The sequence below is a fragment of the Ectothiorhodospira lacustris genome (assembly GCF_022227845.1).
In the GTDB taxonomy this organism is placed as follows: domain Bacteria; phylum Pseudomonadota; class Gammaproteobacteria; order Ectothiorhodospirales; family Ectothiorhodospiraceae; genus Ectothiorhodospira; species Ectothiorhodospira lacustris.
On the sequence record NZ_JAJNQN010000019.1, the window covers coordinates 37,539 to 56,591 of the forward strand.

At 61.5% G+C, this 19,053-nt stretch carries 17 protein-coding genes; 15 read left to right on the forward strand and 2 right to left on the reverse strand.

The genetic code is table 11. The features are described 5' to 3' along the window. The first annotated feature begins 15 nt into the window (after positions 1-15). Both LQ956_RS13030 and LQ956_RS13035 read left to right on the forward strand, forming a co-directional pair. Entirely contained in the window at positions 16-1,554 is a 1,539-nt protein-coding gene (locus tag LQ956_RS13030; protein WP_238623095.1) for a phytoene desaturase, read from the forward strand. Then, the gene (locus LQ956_RS13035; protein WP_238623088.1) at positions 1,551-2,672 is read left to right on the forward strand and encodes a phytoene/squalene synthase family protein; all 1,122 of its coding nucleotides are present in this window, start codon (positions 1,551-1,553) and stop codon (positions 2,670-2,672) included. Before LQ956_RS13030 ends, LQ956_RS13035 begins: the two co-directional genes overlap by 4 nt. Positions 2,673-2,732: 60 nt before the next feature. On the opposite strand, the gene LQ956_RS13040 is transcribed toward LQ956_RS13035, so the two are convergent. Continuing rightward, on the reverse strand, positions 2,733-3,647 hold the full coding sequence (locus LQ956_RS13040) for a carotenoid 1,2-hydratase (protein WP_347402086.1): 915 nt from the start codon (positions 3,645-3,647) through the stop codon (positions 2,733-2,735). Further along, positions 3,641-5,143, reverse strand: a complete 1,503-nt coding sequence (crtD, locus tag LQ956_RS13045) for a 1-hydroxycarotenoid 3,4-desaturase CrtD (RefSeq protein ID WP_238623089.1) — start codon at positions 5,141-5,143, stop codon at positions 3,641-3,643. Before crtD ends, LQ956_RS13040 begins: the two co-directional genes overlap by 7 nt. Before the next feature lie 110 nt (positions 5,144-5,253). Between crtD and LQ956_RS13050 the strand changes: the two genes are divergently transcribed. From LQ956_RS13050 to LQ956_RS13110, 13 genes are all read left to right on the forward strand, one after another. Further along, complete coding sequence (locus LQ956_RS13050; protein WP_238623090.1) at positions 5,254-6,123, forward strand: polyprenyl synthetase family protein; 870 nt, start codon at positions 5,254-5,256, stop codon at positions 6,121-6,123. A 7-nt stretch (positions 6,124-6,130) separates the two neighbouring features. Then, entirely contained in the window at positions 6,131-7,288 is a 1,158-nt protein-coding gene (locus LQ956_RS13055; RefSeq protein ID WP_238623091.1) for an acetylserotonin O-methyltransferase, read from the forward strand. Between the two features lie 99 nt (positions 7,289-7,387). Next, positions 7,388-8,347, forward strand: coding sequence for a chlorophyll synthesis pathway protein BchC (gene bchC / locus LQ956_RS13060; protein WP_238623092.1), 960 nt, complete (start codon positions 7,388-7,390; stop codon positions 8,345-8,347). A gap of 50 nt (positions 8,348-8,397) precedes the next feature. After that, positions 8,398-9,369: a chlorophyllide a reductase iron protein subunit X gene (locus tag LQ956_RS13065; protein ID WP_238623093.1), complete on the forward strand. Its 972-nt coding sequence runs from the start codon at positions 8,398-8,400 to the stop codon at positions 9,367-9,369. Next, positions 9,362-10,990, forward strand: coding sequence for a chlorophyllide a reductase subunit Y (gene bchY, locus LQ956_RS13070; RefSeq protein WP_255722515.1), 1,629 nt, complete (start codon positions 9,362-9,364; stop codon positions 10,988-10,990). The genes LQ956_RS13065 and bchY overlap by 8 nt, the downstream gene beginning before the upstream one ends. Continuing rightward, positions 10,990-12,444 (forward strand): chlorophyllide a reductase subunit Z, encoded by a 1,455-nt coding sequence (gene bchZ / locus LQ956_RS13075; protein WP_238623094.1) that lies wholly within the window; start codon positions 10,990-10,992, stop codon positions 12,442-12,444. The genes bchY and bchZ overlap by 1 nt, the downstream gene beginning before the upstream one ends. Before the next feature lie 388 nt (positions 12,445-12,832). Next, the gene (gene pufB, locus LQ956_RS13080) at positions 12,833-12,991 is read left to right on the forward strand and encodes a light-harvesting antenna LH1, beta subunit (protein ID WP_008932826.1); all 159 of its coding nucleotides are present in this window, start codon (positions 12,833-12,835) and stop codon (positions 12,989-12,991) included. 91 nt (positions 12,992-13,082) lie between these two features. Further along, positions 13,083-13,268 (forward strand): light-harvesting antenna LH1, alpha subunit, encoded by a 186-nt coding sequence (gene pufA, locus LQ956_RS13085; RefSeq protein WP_008932825.1) that lies wholly within the window; start codon positions 13,083-13,085, stop codon positions 13,266-13,268. Between the two features lie 149 nt (positions 13,269-13,417). Next, a complete protein-coding gene (gene pufL / locus LQ956_RS13090) occupies positions 13,418-14,242 on the forward strand; it encodes a photosynthetic reaction center subunit L (RefSeq protein ID WP_238622445.1) in 825 nt (274 codons plus the stop codon). 15 nt (positions 14,243-14,257) lie between these two features. Further along, a complete protein-coding gene (pufM, locus tag LQ956_RS13095; RefSeq protein WP_238622446.1) occupies positions 14,258-15,235 on the forward strand; it encodes a photosynthetic reaction center subunit M in 978 nt (325 codons plus the stop codon). A gap of 5 nt (positions 15,236-15,240) precedes the next feature. Continuing rightward, positions 15,241-16,338, forward strand: coding sequence for a photosynthetic reaction center cytochrome PufC (gene pufC / locus LQ956_RS13100; RefSeq protein ID WP_238630118.1), 1,098 nt, complete (start codon positions 15,241-15,243; stop codon positions 16,336-16,338). Positions 16,339-16,534: 196 nt separating this feature from the next. After that, on the forward strand, positions 16,535-17,587 hold the full coding sequence (locus tag LQ956_RS13105; RefSeq protein WP_238630119.1) for an AI-2E family transporter: 1,053 nt from the start codon (positions 16,535-16,537) through the stop codon (positions 17,585-17,587). A 47-nt stretch (positions 17,588-17,634) separates the two neighbouring features. Continuing rightward, entirely contained in the window at positions 17,635-19,047 is a 1,413-nt protein-coding gene (locus LQ956_RS13110) for a mannose-1-phosphate guanylyltransferase/mannose-6-phosphate isomerase (protein WP_255722516.1), read from the forward strand. Positions 19,048-19,053 lie beyond the last annotated feature (6 nt).

The following is a 19,053-nucleotide window of genomic DNA, read 5'->3' on the forward strand; positions in this document are numbered from 1 at the left end:
TGCTCTGTGTCCACGGTGGTAGAACCTCATTCCGCAACAGCCTCCTCTCACGCCAACCCGGATGCCCCTCATGCCGTGGTCATCGGCAGCGGTTTCGGCGGCCTGGCCGCCGCCATCCGCCTGGGCGCCCGGGGATACCGGGTGACCGTACTGGAAAAGCTGGATGCACCCGGCGGTCGCGCCTATGTCTTCCGCAAGGACGGCTTCACCTTCGACGCCGGTCCCACCATCGTGACGGCCCCCTTCGTGCTTGAAGAGCTTTGGCAGCTGTGCGGGCGGCGCATGGAAGACGACGTGGACCTGCGCCCCATGGACCCCTTTTATCAGATCCGTTTCCATGACGGCGAGGTCTTCAACTACTGGGCCGACGTAGAGGCCGTGCGCGCGGAAGTGGCGCGTTTCTCCCCCGACGACCTGAACGGTTACGATGCCTACATGCGCGACAGTGAGGCCAACTACCGGGTCGGCTTCGAGAAACTGGCCCATATGCCCTTCAATTCCTGGACCGACATGGCCAAGGTGGTGCCGGAACTGCTGAAGTTGCGGGCTGATCGCAGTGTCTGCGGGCTGGTGGCCAAGCACATCAAGAACCCCCGTCTGCAGCAGGTACTGAGCTTCCATCCCCTGCTGGTGGGCGGCAATCCCTTCAGGACCACCTCGGCCTATTCCCTGATCTCCTATCTGGAGCGACGTTTCGGTGTTCACTCCGCCATGGGCGGAACCGGGCATATCGTCAAGGGTCTGGTCGGTCTGATCGAAGGGCAGGGCAATGTGGTGCTTTGCAATCAGGAGGTGCGGCAGATCCTGGTGGAGCATGGCCGCGCCACCGGTGTGCAACTGGCCTCCGGTGAGACTATCGCCGCCGATGTGGTGGTCTCCAATGCCGATTCGGCGTCCACTTACCGCTATCTGGTACCGGAAACCGCCCGTCGTAAGTGGACCAACCGGCGGGTCGAGCGTTCACGTTATTCAATGAGTCTCATGGTCTGGTATTTCGGTACCAAGAAGCGCTATGAGGATGTCCCTCACCACTCCATCATTCTGGGGCCCCGCTACCGGGAGCTGCTGGATGACATCTTCGATCGCAAGGTACTGGCGGAAGATTTCAGCCTCTATCTGCATCGTCCCACCAAGACGGATCCTTCCCTGGCCCCGGAGGGTTGCGACACCTTCTATGTGCTGTCGCCCGTCCCGCATATGGAAAGCGGGGTGGATTGGCAGCAGCAGGCCGAACCCTATCGTCGCAAGATTGAAAAATATCTCTCGGAACACGTGCTGCCGGATCTGGAAAACCAGGTGGTGGCCTCCCACATGATTACTCCGCCGTATTTCCAGAACACCCTCTCTTCCTTCAGGGGGGCAGCCTTCGGGCTGGAGCCGATCCTGACCCAGAGCGCCTGGTTCCGTCCTCACAATCAAAGCGAGGATGTGGATCGGCTGTATCTGGTGGGTGCCGGCACCCACCCCGGGGCCGGGATGCCGGGAGTCATTTCCTCGGCCAAGGTGCTGGATAGGGTGGTGCCGGATGCAGCGACTATCAAAGGTGCCTCATGATCAAGCTCAGATCCTCCGAAAAGCGCATGTCCCGGCGTGCCGCCGATGCGGCTGCCTGTCGGTCATTGCTGTGTGACGGCTCCCGGTCGTTCTATGCCGCTTCCATGTTCCTGCCCCAGCATATCCGACGGCCGGCAACCGCCATGTATGCCTTCTGCCGCCTGGCCGATGACGCCATCGACCTGGACGAGCGGGGGGATGGCCTGGAGCGCATGCAGGAGCGTCTGGATCGCATCTATGACGGCAATCCCCTGGATATTTCGGCAGATCGCGCCTTTGCCGAGGTGGTGCGGCGCTATTCCATTCCGAAGGCGCTGCCCCAAGCCCTGCTGGAAGGATTTGAATGGGATACCCAGGGGCATCGCTATCCTGATTTGGCATCGCTGGAGGCCTATGGCTCCCGGGTGGCCGGTACGGTCGGTGCCATGATGACCCTGGTGATGGGGGTGCGCTCGCCCGACGCCCTGGCCCGGGCCTGTGATCTGGGGGTGGCCATGCAGCTCACCAACATCGCCCGTGATGTGGGTGAGGATGCCCGCAATGGCCGTATCTACTTGCCACTGAACTGGCTGCAGGAGAAGGGGATCGACCCGGAAGAATTTCTGGCCGATCCGCGTTTTACCCCGGAGATGGGGGAGATCGTGCAGCGCCTGCTCAAGGCGGCGGATGTACTCTATGAGCGGGGGGCCGTGGGGATTCATGCCCTGCCGCCGTCCTGCCGCAAAGGCATGCAGGCCGCCGCCGCCCTCTATTCCGAAATCGGTCGGGAAGTGGAGCGCAATGGGTGTGATTCCATCTCCCGGCGTGCGGTGACTTCTCCCGCCCGCAAGGTGCTGGCCCTGTACACCATGTCCCGACGCTGGGGCAGGGATGAGCTTCGAGTGATCAAGGAGATCCTTTCGGAGGACCCGCTGGAGGCCAATCGTTTCCTGGTGGATGCGGTGCGGGAGCAGGAAGTGCTCAAGCAGGAGATTCGTCCCCAGGGCGTCGGCATGGGGCGCGTGGAGGATCGCATCATGTGGCTGCACAACTTGTTTCAGCGGCTTGAGCAGCAGGAGCGCCGTTCACCACGGACTGCCCGCGCGCCCCGCTCCGGCAGGACGCCGGTAGCCGGTTGAGCGGCTTTGTCCCACTGAGCGTGAACGTCGGGCCGGGTCTTGTACCCGGCCCGAATCGTTTCAGCCCCTTGCCCGGCGAGGCATCCGGAACGGCAGCATGAGTTGCACCACGGCGGTCTCGAAGCGTTCCAGGGACAGGCTTTCATGGAATGCCAGCCCTGGTTCCCCTCCAATACGCGTGTCCAGCAGTGAGCGTACGTAGAAGGGGGTATCCGTCAGGGTCTGCCTGACGGCGGCGCGGCCATCGTCCGCACGGGTGGCCCGGTTGACCCGCCATCCCGAGATCGGGAGCCCCTGGCGTGGTGGTGGCTCGATATCCCGCACCCCGCCCCGAGGATCAAAGCGCAGAGTCAGCATGCGCTCCCGGTCGTCCCTTTGCGTGGCTTCGTAGAGCACCACGGTATCTCCGTTGGGCATGACGGCTCGTGACCAGTCCCAGTACCGAAAGCCCTGCTCCAGGGGTTCGGTCCCGATGTTGCTGTCCATGTAGCCGTGGCCCTGCCAGCGCAGCCCGGGTTGCTGCAAATCCACTTCCACTCGCGCACAGGGGGCGATGGGGCGCCACTGATGGCGTGCCTTTTGGTCCAGGGCATAGTGCCTGGTCGCCATGGCCTCGGGATGGAGCCGAATGGTGCCGCGAATGCGGCTGGGGAGCGGGGCGCTGACCTCGTTCAAGTGGACGGTCAGACCGTCCGGCCCCCATTCCAGGGCGCTGGGACCGATCACCAGATTGTCCTTGTCCCGTTGCAGATCGCCACGCCCGCGCTCGGTCATGGCCCAGCGCCGGGGTGTGTTGCCGTATAGGGCGACGTTGATCGACACGTGATGGCTGGGGTCTGCCGTGCCTCGCCGCCGGGCGAGGGCGTAATAGGGCGAAAAGACGCTGCCGACGAAGGCAATCAGGGTGATGCCGTGGCAGCCGTCATCACTCCATGCATCCAGGTACCACCACAGATAGCCACCCGGAGTCACCACTTCCGAGAAGTCAGGTCCTGTATCACGGTCCGTGCCGCCAGTCGCCCCGACAGCGTTGCCATGGGAACGCCCGCTCCCGGATGCACGCTGCCCCCCGCCAAGTACAGCCCCGGGACTTGGCTGCGACTCCCCGGCCGGTCGAACGACGCTCGCCATCCATGGCTCGCCCGGCCGTAGAGTGCGCCCCCCGTCGCCGGGAACAGGTGTTCGAAGTCCGTCGGTGTGGTGATCAGATGCGGCGATTCGTTCAGGTCGATCTTCAGACCACAGCGAGCCAGGAGCCTGAAGGTGCTCTCCTCGCATTGGGCAATCTCCGTGGGTTTGTAATGGTGTTGATCGCCGATTGGCGGGGCATTAACCAGGCAGAGTAACCGCTCCGCACCGGATTGTCCGTGACAATCATCATCCTGGCGATCCTGGGCGCAGATATAAACCGTGGGTTCCTTGGGTAGGCGGTGATGTTCGAAGATGTCCCGAAACTCCGCCTGATAATCACTGGAAAAAAAGACGTTGTGCCTGATCAGGGGGAAGCCCTGGGGGGCGGCCTTCAGGCTCCAGGTCAGGGCCGACAAGGACCGTTGTCCTGGTTCCGGTCCCTGCACGGCACCGGCCACCTCGATCCCCAGGCGCCCCCGGGACAGGGCACCGATGTCTCCGTTGAAGACGACCAGATCGGCATCCAGTGATTCGTTCTCGTCGAGGGTGACCCCACAGACGCGCCCGGCCCGAGCGTTGATGCGGCTGACCGGGGTGTTAAAGAGAAACTGCACACCCTGGGCGGCGGCCAGTTTGTAAAGTGCTTCAGGCAGGCGGGACATGCCGCCCTCCACGCTCCAGACTCCCTCCTGTTCCACGTGGGTGATGAGCATCAGGGTGGCGGGTGCCTGATAGGGAGAAGAGCCGCAATAGGTGGAATAACGACCGAACAACTGACGCAGTCGGGGGTTGTGAAAATGCCTGCCCAGGGCGTGCCAGAGGGTGTCATAGGGGGATATCCGGATCAGGTCGCCGATGCCCCTGAGGCCGGAGCGGCTTACCAGGCCGGCAGGGGTGGGGCGGGAATCGCGGATGAAGGTGTTTTCAAGGGTCCGGTAGGTTCGCCTGGCCCGCTGGCAGAACTCCTTGAACCGGCGCGCCTCGCCGGGGCCGGCGAATTCCCCGATGGCCGCAGCGGAACGCTCCGGGTCTGCAAACAGGTCCAGTCTCTCGTCCTCGCTCCAGGCGTGACGCGCCAGGATTTGAAGCGGTCTGAGGCAGAGATGATCGTCCAGACGAGTGCCTGCGGACTCAAATAGTTCATCGAATACCCAGCGCATGGTGAAGACGGTGGGACCCGAATCGATGGGGACGCCGTCCACCATGACTTCCCTGATCTTGCCCCCGGGGGTGGCGGCCTTCTCCAGGACGAGAACCTCTATGCCTTGTCGGTTTAGTTCCAGTGCTGCAGACAGTCCGGCGATACCGGCGCCGACGATGATTGCCTTGGGATTTTGCACCTGAATTGCTGCCTCCTGCAAAGGCCTTTGACTCGGCCGGGGGTTGTGTCTATGCTGAGCACCAAGCATAAGTGACAACCTAACCTTACACTACGGGGCGGAGGCAAACCATGGATGCCATGACGCGGATTGAGCAGGCTTTGAACCAGGCGCTGGCCCGTGGGGAGACCCCGGCCTGTCCGCCGCTGCTCGCTGAGGCGTTGAGGTATTCGGTCTTTCCCGGCGGTGCCCGGATCCGGCCCCAGCTGTGTGTTGCCGTGGCCCAGGCCTGCGGCGATGATGCGCCGGAGCTTGTCGATGCGGCGGCTGCTTCCATTGAACTCATGCATTGCGCCTCTCTGGTGCACGACGACCTGCCCTGTTTCGACAGTGCCGACATGCGTCGCGGCAAGCCCTCGGTCCACGCGGCCTACGGTGAGCGTCTGGCCGTGCTGGCGGGCGACGCGCTGATCATCATGGCCATGGAGGCGCTGGTGCATGGCGCTACCCGCAGGCCCGAGCGTCTGGCGCCATTGCTGCTGACCGTGGGACAGGGTGTCAGTGTGCCTTCCGGCATCATCCCCGGGCAGGCCTGGGAATGTGAACCGTCAGTGGATCTGGCCCAGTACCAGCGTGCCAAGACCGGTGCCCTGTTCGCCGCCGCCACCATGGCCGGGGCCGTAGCCGCAGGTCATGAGGCTGCTGGCTGGCGGGCGTTGGGCGAGAAGCTGGGTGAGGCCTTCCAGGTGGCGGACGATCTGCGCGATGTGGCGTCCAATCCGGAAGAGTTGGGCAAGCCGGTGGGTCAGGACGAGGCCCTGGGCCGTCCCAATGCCGTGGCGACCCATGGCATCAAGGGGGCCACCAAGTACCTCAAGCAGTTGCTTGATGAGGCCATGGCCTCCATCCCTTCCTGTCAGGGCGAGGCGGAACTGCGCGTGCTGCTGATGAAGAAGGCCGCCAAGTTCCTGCCCAAGGAACTGGCCCAGCAGGCGGCCTGATCCGATCATGGCGCACAGGCCAGGGAAGGTGAGGGCCTTTTCCCGGGGCCCTGTCTGGCGGGGTCATTTCCTGGCCCTGCGCAACCGTATCCTTTCCAGTCCCCGTTTCCAGCGCTGGGCTGCCGCATTCCCCCTGACCCGTCCCGTCGCTCATCATCGGGCCCGCCGGATGTTCGATATCGTGGCGGGCTTCGTCTATTCGCAGGTCCTGTACGCCTGTGTCCATCTGCGGATTATTGAGTTACTGCATGAGTCGGGGCCGTTGACCATCGAAGAGCTGGCCGCCCGGGTGGATCTGCCCGAGGAGTCCTGCCTGCTGCTGGCAAAGGCGGCGGCGTCATTGGAACTGATGGAGTACTACGGGCGAGGGCGCTGGGGGTTGGGGCGGCAGGGTGCGGCCATGATCGCCAATCCCGGGGTGGCTGCCATGGTCGAGCACCATGTCATGCTGTATGAAGATCTGCAGGACCCCGTGGCCCTGCTGCGGGCCGGCAAGAACGGGCAGACGCGGTTGGGCCGTTTCTGGGCCTATGCCGGACAGGAGCCGCCTGGTGGTCTGGATGGCGGGCGGGTTGACGAGTACACACGGCTGATGTCCGTCTCCCAGCAGCTGGTGGCCGAGGAGATTCTCGATGCCTTCACACCCAGGGGTTACACCCGGTTGATGGATCTTGGCGGCGGGAACGCCACCTTTCTCTCCGCGGTGGCCGGCAGGCTGCCGGATCTGGAGCTGGTGCTGTTCGACCTGCCGGCAGTGGCCGAGAAGGCCCGAACCCGTTTTGCCGAGCTGGGCCTGGCGCATCGGGCCACGGCCATCGGCGGCGATTTCTTTTCGGATCCGCTGCCCCGGGGGGCGGACCTGATATCCCTGGTGCGCGTGGTCCATGACCACAATGACAATCACATTCTCGGGCTCTTTCGCTCCATTCGGGAGGCATTGCCGGATCATGGCGCATTGCTGCTGGCCGAGCCCATGTCCGGCACCTCGGGGGCGGAACCCATGGGTGATGCCTATTTCGGCATGTATCTTTTTGCAATGGGGCGAGGACGTCCCAGAACCCCTTCAGAGCTGGAAGAAATGCTTTTTAAATCAGGGTTTACGCGTGTTCGCCTGATTCCCACCAGAACACCTTTATTGACACGTGTCATGTTGGCTCAACCCTGACCTGGGGTGAGTGTTAGTTTGGGTTGACAACATCCGGGGTCACGCTAGACTTACACGCATATCTTGTAGGGCCAAGTCCGGTCACAGGCCAATATCCTTATGAAAGCGACAGCCGTCGTCATCCAACAACCTGAATCCCTTGAAATCCGCGAACTGGAGCTGACCGCTCCCGGTGCGGCGGATGTGGTTGTGGCAATCGACTGGAGCGGGATCAGCACCGGCACCGAAAGGTTGCTCTGGACCGGCAAGATGCCCAGTTTCCCCGGTATGGGCTATCCCCTGGTTCCCGGTTACGAGTCCGTGGGCCGGATCACTCAGGCAGGCCCTGACTCCGGTCGTCAGGAAGGCGAATGGGTCTTTGTCCCCGGCGCTTCCTGCTACGGTGAGGTGAAGGGGCTGTTCGGCGGTGCTTCGTCCCGCGTGGTGGTGCCCGGCAGTAAGGTGGTGCCCATCCCTGACCGTCTCGGCGAGGAAGGCGTGCTGCTGGCGCTGGCTGCCACCGCCTACCATGCCATTTTTCAGGGTCAGCCCGCGGATGAGGCGGCGTCTTTCCGGTTGCCCGACCTCATCATCGGTCACGGCGTTCTGGGTCGTCTGCTGGCGCGCGTCGCCGTGGCGGCCGGTGCTTCCCCGGTGGTCTGGGAGCTGAACGAGTCCCGTGCCGCCGGTGCCGAAGGCTATGCCGTCATGCACCCGGATCAGGATGGGCGTCGCGACTATCACACCATCGTGGATGTGAGTGGTGATAGCGCGCTGCTGGATACCCTGATTGCCCGCCTGGCACCGGGGGGGGAGGTGGTCCTCGCCGGTTTTTATAGCCAGCCGCTTTCGTTTGCCTTCCCGCCCGCGTTTATGCGCGAAGCCCGGATCCGCTGTGCTGCCGAATGGCGCGCGCCCGATCTGGCGGCGGTGAAGGCGCTCATCGATTCCGGCCGACTGTCTCTGGGCGGCCTCATCACACACCGCCGTCCCGCAGCTCAGGCCGATGAGGCCTATCGGACGGCATTCGGTGATCCCGAATGCCTGAAAATGGTGCTGGACTGGAGAGCCAGCCAGTGAGTGGTGGCGGTCATACGACTTCCGTATCCGTTGATAGGCTCAGGGAACCGATGGGTTCCGGAGCGGCGGGGACGATCCTTTCTGAAGGGGATGAGCGCGTGCAAAGTAGTACAGCCAAAGAAACCCAGATCATCGCAATCTATGGCAAGGGTGGTATTGGCAAGAGTTTCACCCTGTCGAACCTGTCCTACATGATGGCCCAGCAGGGCAAGCGCGTCCTGCTCATCGGCTGTGATCCCAAGAGCGACACCACCTCTTTGCTGTTCGGCGGCAAGGCCTGTCCCACCATCATCGAGACCGCTGCCCGCAAGAAGCTGGCGGGTGAGGAAGTGGAGATCGGCGATGTCTGCTTCAAACGCGGCGGCGTGTTTGCCATGGAACTGGGTGGCCCTGAAGTGGGTCGTGGCTGCGGTGGTCGCGGCATCATCCATGGTTTCGAAATCCTGGAAAAGCTGGGTTTCCATGACTGGGGATTCGACTACGTGCTGCTGGACTTCCTGGGCGACGTGGTTTGCGGCGGTTTTGGTCTGCCCATCGCCCGCGACATGTGCCAGAAGGTCATCGTTGTGGGATCCAATGACCTGCAGTCCCTTTATGTGGTGAATAACGTCTGCTCCGCAGTGGAATATTTCCGTCGTCTGGGCGGTAATGTGGGTGTGGCGGGTATTGTCATCAACAAGGATGACGGCACCGGCGAGGCCCAGGCCTTCGCCCAGGCGGCCGGCATCCCCGTCCTGGCCTCCATCCCTGCCAACGAAGACATTCGCAGAAAGAGCGCCAATTACCAGATCGTCGCCCATCCGGACGGCGAGTGGGGGCCGCTGTTCGAGGCTTTGGCGGCCCAGGTGGCTGAAGCACCGCCGCAGCGGCCCAAGCCGCTGACCCAGGATGAATTGCTGGGGTTGTTCTCCAGTGATGCCGTGGGACGGGACGTGGTACTTGAACCGGCGACCTGGGAAGATGTCCATGGCCATGCCATGGTCAAAAAGCCCTCCCTTGAGGTGATCTATGACGATGTCTGATCGACATCGCCACCTCATGGAGGCCAGTGATCCCGATGTCGGCCGTGCCGGCGGTGGTGCTGGGTCTCCGGATCATCCGCAAGATACCAAGCCTTCCGTGAAGATCGACCAGATTCCAGTGACCATTGAGACGAAGGCTTCTGCAAAAGATTCCGGTTGCCATGGCGGCCAGGAAACCTTGCGTGCGGCTGCACGGGCCGCCGGTCAGAGCGAAACCCTGGACCAGTACGCCAGGGATTATCCGGCTGGCCCCCATGATCAGCCGCAAAGCATGTGCCCGGCCTTTGGCTCGCTGCGTGTGGGTCTGCGCATGCGGCGTACGGCCACGATCCTGTCCGGCTCTGCCTGCTGCGTTTATGGCCTGAGCTTCACCTCGCATTTTTACGGCGCGCGCCGCACCGTCGGTTACGTGCCCTTTGATTCTGAAACCCTGGTCACCGGCAAGTTGTTCGAGGATATTCGGGAATCCGTGTATCAGGTGGCTGATCCGGCAGTCAATGACGCCGTGGTCGTCATCAATCTCTGCGTACCCACCGCCTCCGGGGTGCCCTTGCGGCTGCTGCCCAAAGAAATCAACGGGGTGCGTATCATCGGGATTGATGTCCCGGGATTTGGCGTGCCCACTCATGCCGAGGCCAAGGATGTCCTGGCCGGTGCCATGCTGCGCTATGCCCGCGGCGAGGCCGAGCAGGGCCCGGTGCAGGCGCCTCGGGACGGACGCAAGGACAAGCCGACGGTCACCCTGATGGGCGAGATGTTCCCGGCTGACCCGGTGGGTATCGGTGCCATGCTGGAGCCCTTGGGGCTTGCTGCCGGCCCGGTGGTTCCCACCCGCGAGTGGCGTGAACTCTATGCCGCCCTGGACTGTGCGGTGGGTGCGGCCATCCATCCCTTCTATACCTCATGTGTGCGTGAGCTGAATGAGGCGGGACGCGAGGTGGTCGGTTCGGCCCCCGTGGGCTACGACGGTACCGCCGCATGGTTGGAGGCCATCGGCGAGGCCTGTGGTGTGGCCAGAAGCGCCGTGGACAGCGCCAAAAACCGCTTTCTGCCTGCCATCAAGGGCGCTCTGTCGGCCGCGCCGATCAAGGGCCGCATCACATTGTCAGGCTACGAAGGCTCCGAGCTGTTGGTGGCGCGCCTGCTGATTGAAAGTGGTGCGGATGTGCCCTACGTCGGTACTGCCTGCCCCAGAACCCGCTGGTCCGATCCGGACCGCGAATGGCTGGAGAGCAAGGGTGTCCGTATCCAGTTCCGTGCATCGCTGGAGCAGGATCTGGCCGCCATTGAAGAATTTGGTCCCGACCTGGCCATCGGCACGACGCCGGTGGTGCAAAAGGCAAAAGAGAAGGGTATTCCTGCCTTGTATTTCACCAACCTCATTTCCGCCCGTCCCCTGATGGGGCCTGCGGGCGCGGGTTCTTTGGCTCAGATCGTCAATGCCGCCCTGTCCAACCAGGCTCGCTTCGATCGCATGAAGGCCTTTTTCGAAGGTGTCGGCGAAGGCTATACGACCGGTGTCTGGGAAAAACTTCCGCAGGAGTACCCGGAATTTCGTGAGCGCATGAGACGTCAGCGGCAGCGTGTCGCCGGACAGAACGGTCCGGGGGAGATGAGCTGATGTTCATCCTGGATCTGGATCGTGCGGGTGGTTACTGGGGTTCTGTCTACGCCTTTACCGCCATCAAGGGGCTGCAGGTCATCATTGATGGCCCCGTGGGGTGTGAGAATTTGCCGATCACCTCGGTACTTCACTACACCGATGCATTGCCGCCCCACGAACTGCCGGTCGTGGTGACCGGGCTGGGTGAGGAAGAACTGGGGCAGACAGGGACCGAGGCCGCGATGAGGCGTGCGCACCAAGCCCTGGATCCGGATCTGCCGACCGTGGTGGTGACGGGCTCCATTGCCGAGATGATCGGCGGTGGTGTGACCCCTGAAGGCACAAATATTCAACGGTTTCTTCCTCGTACTATTGACGAGGATCAGTGGCAGAGTGCCGATAGGGCTCTAAACTGGCTGTGGACTGAATTTGGTAGCAAGAAGAAGGTGCCGGCCCCGAAAGCACGCAAGGCTGGCGAAAAGCCGAAGGTCAATATCATCGGTCCCATGTACGGCACCTTCAACATGCCATCCGATCTGGCGGAGATTCGCCGCTTGGTGGAAGGCATCGGTGCTGAGGTCAATATGGTCTTCCCTCTGGGGAGCCATCTGGCCGAGGTATCCGGATTGGCGGATGCGGAAGTCAACATCTGCATGTATCGGGAGTTTGGCAGGATGCTGTGCGAGACCCTGGATCGGCCTTATCTGCAGGCGCCCATTGGCCTTCATAGCACCACCTTTTTCCTGAGGAAACTGGGTGAATTGCTTGGATTGGATCCGGAGCCGTTCATCGAAAAGGAAAAGCACACGACGGCCAAACCCCTGTGGGATCTGTGGCGGTCGGTGACACAAGATTTCTTCGGGACGGCGACCTTCGGGATCGTGGCGACCGAAACCTACGCCAGGGGTATCAGACACTTCCTGGAGGAGGAGATGGGAATGCCTTGCAACTTTGCCTTTGCGCGCAGCGCCGGGGCAAAACCCGATAACCAGTCGGTGCGCAAGGCAATCCATGAAAAGACGCCGTTGGTGCTGTTCGGCAGTTACAACGAACGCATGTATCTGGCAGAAATTGGAGGGAGGGCGATGTATGTGCCGGCCTCTTTCCCCGGGGCGATCATACGGCGCCATACCGGCACCCCCTTCATGGGCTACGCCGGAGCGACGTATCTGGTTCAGGAAGTGTGCAACGCGCTATTTGATGCGCTGTTCCACATCCTGCCCCTGGGGACGGAACTGGACAAGGTGGATGCCACCCCATCGCGACTCCACCGGGAACTGCCCTGGGATGATGAGGCCAAGGCAGCCCTGGACAGACTGGTTGAAGCGTATCCGGTGCTGGTTCGAATCTCTGCCGCCAAGCGTCTCAGGGATGCCATTGAGGCAGACGCAAGACGCGAAGGCGAAGAAAGAGTCAGTGTGGACAGGGTCACCAAGACCCACGCGGACGTGGCTGCCGGCAGGGCAGCCTGACCCAGACACAAGCAGCAGGGCAGGGTAATTGAGCGCTGCCTTGAGACGGAAAAGAATGATGAAGTAACCACCGGGCAGAGGAAATTGCCGGTGTCAAGGTAACAGATTTGCGGTTTTCTGGGCGTCGCCGCCTGTGCGTGCAGTACCGCGAGGCGAAGTCGCCCCGACCTCCCAAAGTCTGGGGGGTTATGGGTCGATCGTGAATGTGCTGTGACGTGTATCTAGCTTGTTCATGTCTTCAGCCATCACCCGTTAGCCGAGTACTTAAACGGTATGACAGGTGACACGGTCGTGAGTTTCGTTGTGGAGGCAATTTTTTCCACGACGGTCGTGATCGCGTTGAGTCAACGCGGTATTTGCCAATAAGGCTCATTTGGAGGGTATTTAAATGGTTGACGAAACGAAAGGTTCGCTCTCTGGGCTCACCGAAGACGAGGCCATGGAGTTTCATGGTGTCTTCATGACCAGCATGATGGGCTTCCTGGCCGTTGCTGCCGTTGCTCACGTTCTGGCTTGGATGTGGCGTCCCTGGGGCGTGGCTTGGTAAGACTGCACACCCTTTTGGTGTGTTAGTCAGTACCGAGTCTTTCGAACCGAAGTTGTAAAAGTAGTTCCCTAAAAACATAGGAGATTTCAACATGTGGCGTGTTTGGCTGCTGTTCGATCCGCGCAGAGCGCTGGTTGCCCTGTTCACGTTCCTGGCCGTGCTTGCACTGCTGATCCACTTCATCCTGTTGAGCACCGAACGCTTCAACTGGATGCACTCTGCGTCGGCTGTCGAAGCGACTCTGCAGGCTCAGGAAGGCGGTTCAGCACTGTCCTGATAGCGTCTGTAGCCACAGGTGATGGGCGGGGGCCGGCAGCGATGCCGGCCCCGCCCGGCATCCGCGGCCCTTCGCTAACAAGCGTGTTGAGAGTATAGGGCTAGGGCCGGAATCTCCGGCCTATGCCTTACTGACCGGAGGTTCTAGGAATGTCCATGCTGAGCTTTGAGAAAAGATACCGCGTACGCGGGGGGACGTTGATCGGAGGCGACCTATTTGACTTCTGGGTCGGGCCTTTCTACGTCGGATTTTTTGGGGTCCTAACGGCGTTTTTCGCGTTGTTGGGTACACTCCTGATCGTCTGGGGTGCGGCTATGGGCCCAACCTGGAACATCTGGCAGATCAGCATCAATCCCCCCGACCTGAGTTACGGCCTTGGCTTTGCACCCCTGGCTGAGGGTGGTCTTTGGCAGATGATCACGATCTGTGCCTTGGGCGCATTCGTCTCCTGGGCGCTACGCCAGGCTGAGATTGCCCGCAAACTGGGCATGGGTCTGCATATCCCGATCGCCTTCTCTGTGGCGGTCTTTGCCTATTTCACGCTGGTTGTCATTCGCCCGGTGCTGCTGGGTGCCTGGGGCCATGGTTTCCCCTACGGCATCATGAGTCACCTGGACTGGGTGTCCAACACTGGTTATCAGTTCCTGCATTTCCACTATAACCCGGCTCACATGCTGGCCATCGCCTTCTTCTTCACCACGGCTCTGGCGCTTTCACTGCATGGTGGTCTCATCCTGTCCGCTACCAACCCCAAGAAGGGTGAACCGGTCAAGACGCCTGAATACGAAGATACCTTCTTCCGTGACGTCGTCGGCTATTCCATCGGTGCCCTCGGCATTCACCGCCTGGGTCTGTTCCTGGCCCTCAGCGCCGCCTTCTGGAGTGCCGTCTGTATCGTCATCAGCGGTCCTTTCTGGACGCAGAGCTGGCCGGAATGGTGGAACTGGTGGCTTGACCTTCCTATCTGGGCTTAATGTAAGGGGACCACAATGGCCGAATACCAGAACATATTTAACCGGGTGCAGGTCCAGGCAGAGCCTGAGGCTGGCGTACCCTTGCCGAATGGTGATCGCGAACGCATCGGGAAACCGCTGCTGTTCTATTGGGCCGGCAAACTAGGTAACGCCCAGATTGGGCCGATTTACCTGGGCTGGACCGGATTGGCATCCATCATGTTTGGTTTGATGGCAATCCTGATCATTGGTTTTAACTTCCTGGCCCAGGTCAACTGGGACGTCATTCAGTTCATCCGCCAGCTCTTCTGGCTGGGACTGGAGCCGCCGCAGGCGCAGTATGGTCTGGGCATTCCTCCGCTGGCCGAGGGCGGCTGGTGGCTGATGGCCGGCTTTTTCCTGACCACCTCCATCCTGCTGTGGTGGGTACGGATGTATCGTCGTGCACGTGCGCTGAACATGGGTACCCATGTGGCCTGGGCATTTGCCGCGGCGATCTTCCTGTATCTGAGCCTTGGCTTCTTCCGTCCGATCCTGATGGGCGACTGGTCCGAAGCAGTACCGTTCGGCATCTTCCCGCACCTTGACTGGACCACGGCATTCTCTCTGAAGTACGGCAACCTGTACTACAACCCGTTCCACATGCTCTGTATTGCTTTCCTGTATGGCTCTGCTGTGCTGTTTGCCATGCATGGTGCAACGGTGCTGGCCGTGGGCCGGTATGGTGGTGAACGCGAGCTTGAGCAGATCACCGACCGTGGTACGGCTTCCGATAGAGCAATGCTGTTCTGGCGCTGGACCATGGGCTTCAACGCCACCATGGAATCCATCCATCGCTGGGGCTGGTGGTTCGCGGTTCTCGTACCGATCACCGGCGGCATTGGCATTCTGCTCACTGGCACGGTAGTCGACAATTGGTATCTGTGGGCGATCGACCACGGCGTGGCGCCGTCTTATCCGATCGTACATCCGAACGTCGAAGATCCGGCCATGCTTCAAGGGATGTCTCAATGAAAACGATGACGCGTAAAACGACGACAGTGGCGGCACTTGCCGGTGCCGCACTCCTGATGACCGGCTGCGAACTGCCCATCGGGATCGAAACCGAGCAGACCGGTTATCGCGGTCTGGGTATGGAGCAGGTGACCAAGCGGCATCTGGAAGCCATGAAGCGCAGCGGCATGGAAATTCCGGAGCCTGAGCGTCCCGCGGCTGCCGCCGGTCCCCGTGCCGGTGACATCTACGAGAACGTGAAGGTGCTGGGTGACCTGAACATCTCCGAGTTCAACCGTCTGATGAACGCCATCACTGCCTGGGTGGCTCCGGAAGAAGGTTGTAACTACTGTCATACGCCGGGTAACTTCGCAGACGAAGACGTCTACACGAAGATTGTCTCCCGTCGCATGCTGGAGATGACCTACACCATCAACAACGAGTGGACCGCCCACGTGGGCGAAACCGGTGTAACCTGTTACACCTGCCATATGGGCAACCCGGTACCGGAGAACATCTGGTATGAAGATTCGGGCATCAAGCATGCCGGTGGCCTTGCCGCCAGCCGCATGGGTCAGAATCTTGCGGGTAGCAACGTGGCTTCCACTTCGTTGCCGAATGATGTCTTCACGCCCTTCCTGCAGGGTGATGGGCCGCAGAACATTCGTGTGACGCCGCGGACTGCCCTGCCGATGGGGGACAACCCCTATAACCTGGTGGACGCTGAGTGGGTGCATGGTCTCATGATCCACTTCTCGAAGGCCCTGGGTGCTAACTGCACCACCTGCCATAACACGAACAACTTCCCGGAATGGCAGACCAGCCCTCCGCAGCGTGTGACGGCATGGCAGGGGATCGAGATGGTTCGTGCGCTGAACAATCAGTACCTGAACCCGCTGCAGCCCGAGTACCCGGATTACCGTCTGGGTCCCACGGGTGACGCGCCCAAGACCAACTGCGCCACTTGCCACAACGGCTTCCAGCTGCCGCTGGATCGTGCGCAGATGCTGAAGGATTATCCGGAACTGAATCGGGTGATCCATCGTGGTGACGAGCCTGCGGCCGCCACCAGCGCTGCTGCCGAACCTGCCGGTGATGCAGAAGGCGAGGCTGTTGAAGGGTAATTTCACAGTTGTATCAACTGAATGACCCGGACGGAACCGGGTGGACAGGGGACCTTCGGGTCCCCTGTCTCGTTCCGGCCCGGAAACGGGTGCAAGGCATCATGGCTTTGTGTATGTTTTAGCGGCCTGAAGCTGACCATTCAGCCCTGACAGGCGCAGACGAGTGATGGCCCGAGCGGCCTTGTGAGGGATAGCAGTGGTCGGAAACCGAGGCGTGGGGATTGACGGCTTTACCAGCTGGCACTGGCTGCTGGGCGCTGCGGCGATGGTGATCGTGCTGGGGGGGCTCAAGGCCGTCAGCCATATTCTCACGCCGTTTCTGATGGCGGCGTTTCTGGCCATCATCTGCGCGCCGCCACTGGCCTGGATGCAGCGTCGAGGTGTACCCGGTGCCGTGGCGGTCATCATTTTGTTTTCCGTTGTCGGCTTCACCTTTTTTCTGCTGTTTCTGGCGCTCAGGGATGCGGCGGAAAGCCTCGCCGTTCAGGCTCCGGTATATCAGATGCGATTGACAGGGTGGTTGGAGCACTTGCGGGCCATCGCTGAAGCCCGTGGTTTGCCGGCGGATTTGTTACCGGAAAAACCGGCATTGCCCGCCACTGCGACCATTACCAATGCGGCCAGGGCGGTTGCCGGCGGAGTGGGGCAGTTTACCGCCAGTACCTTTCTGGTACTGCTGGCCTTCATGTTCCTGCTGATGGAAGAAAGGGCTCTGGAGGCCAAGCTCACTGCGGCTTTTCCCGGTCGCCGCCGTGCTCGTGTACGGATGCGGCGTTTTCTGCGCTCGGTCTATCGCTATCTGGCCATCAAGACGGGTGCCAGCGTGGTTACCGGGTTGCTGGTGGGTATCGGGCTGACGCTCATTGGCGTGGACTTTGCCATTCTCTGGGGCATCCTGGCCGGTTTGCTCAATTTCATTCCGACCATCGGTTCGATCATCGCGGCAGCCCCGGCGGTGCTGATTGCACTGCTGGGCATGGGGGTGACGGAGGCTGTGCTGGTCCTGATCCTGTACGTGCTGGTCAACGTGGGTATCGGCAGCGTGCTGGAGCCCAAGTTCATGGGGCGCAACCTGGGCCTGTCGCCCCTGGTGGTGCTGGTATCCTTGCTGGTCTGGGGCTGGGTGTTTGGACCGGTGGGCATGTTACTGTCGATTCCTCTGACCATGATCGCCAAGCTGGCACTGGAGTCCAAGTCGGATACCCGATGGATGGGTATCCTCATGAGTGACCGCGCCAGGGGGAGCTAGTCGCCGGGGTGACCGGCTCTGTACATGATTTTCCCAGGAGATCCAAATTGATTCCCTTGATTCTTTCAGGTGGTGCAGGTACTCGGCTCTGGCCCATGTCGCGCCAGTTGTATCCCAAACAGTTTCTACCTTTGGCGGACCCTCGGCGGACCCTCCTGCAGGCGACCCTTGAGCGCCTGCCCCAGGGCGATGATATGGCCCGTCCGGTGGTGGTGTGCAATGAAGAACACCGCTTTCTGGTCGCTGAACAGCTACGCGCCATGGGGGTGCAGCCGGCTCGGATCATCCTGGAGCCATTGGGACGCAATACCGCGCCGGCGGTGGCGCTGGCTGCTCTGGAACAGGTACAGGAGGGTGCGGACCCGGTGCTGTTGGTGATGCCGGCGGACCATGTGATCATCGACGTGGAGGCCTTCCGCCACGCGCTGTCCATTGCCCGGGTGCGGGCGGAAGCCGGGGACATGGTGACCTTCGGCATTGTCCCTTCCGAGCCTCATACCGGCTACGGCTACATCCGTGCCGGCGCCCGGAGTGAGGTGGAAGGTGCCGTACCAGTTCTGGAATTTGTCGAAAAGCCGGATCAGCAGACGGCGGAAGGTTATCTTGCCACCGGCGAGTATTACTGGAACAGCGGCATGTTCGTGTTTCGGGCCTCGGTGTTTCTGCAGGAGATGGAGGTCCATGCACCGGACATCCTGGCCGCCTGCCGCAAAGCGGTGGAGGGTGCGCAGGCTGATCTGGATTTTTTGCGTGTGAACCGGGAGGCATTTGTCGCCTGTCGCAGCGAATCCATCGACTATGCAGTCATGGAAAAGACCACCCGAGCCGTGGTGGTGCCGTTGCAGGCCGGCTGGAGCGATGTGGGCTCCTGGACCTCTCTGTGGGCCGTGGGGGAGAGGGATGTTGACGGCAACCTGGCCCAGGGAGACGTCATCACGGTGGGGGCCAGAAACTGCTACGTGCATGGTAACCAGCGTCTGGTGGCCGCCGTGGGGGTTGAAGACCTGGTGATCGTGGAAACGGCGGATGCAGTGCTGGTGATGCACAAAGACTGCGACCAGGAGGTCAAGGAGGTGGTCGCCCGACTGAAGTCCGGCGGCCGGGATGAGGCGGAGATCCATCGCTGCGTGGCCCGGCCCTGGGGCACCTATGAGTGCATTGATGCCTCGGACCGTTTCCAGGTGAAGCGCATCACGGTCAAGCCGGGACAGACCCTGTCACTACAGATGCATTATCACCGGGCGGAACACTGGATCGTGGTCCGGGGCACGGCGCGGATCACCCGGGGTGAAGAGATATTCGTGCTCACCGAGAACCAGTCCACCTTCATTCCCCTGGGCGTGACCCACCGCCTGGAAAACCCGGGCAAGATCCCCCTGGAACTGATCGAGGTGCAGTCGGGGAGTTACCTGGGCGAGGATGACATCGTGCGCTTCCAGGATACCTACGGTCGCAGCTGAGGCCGA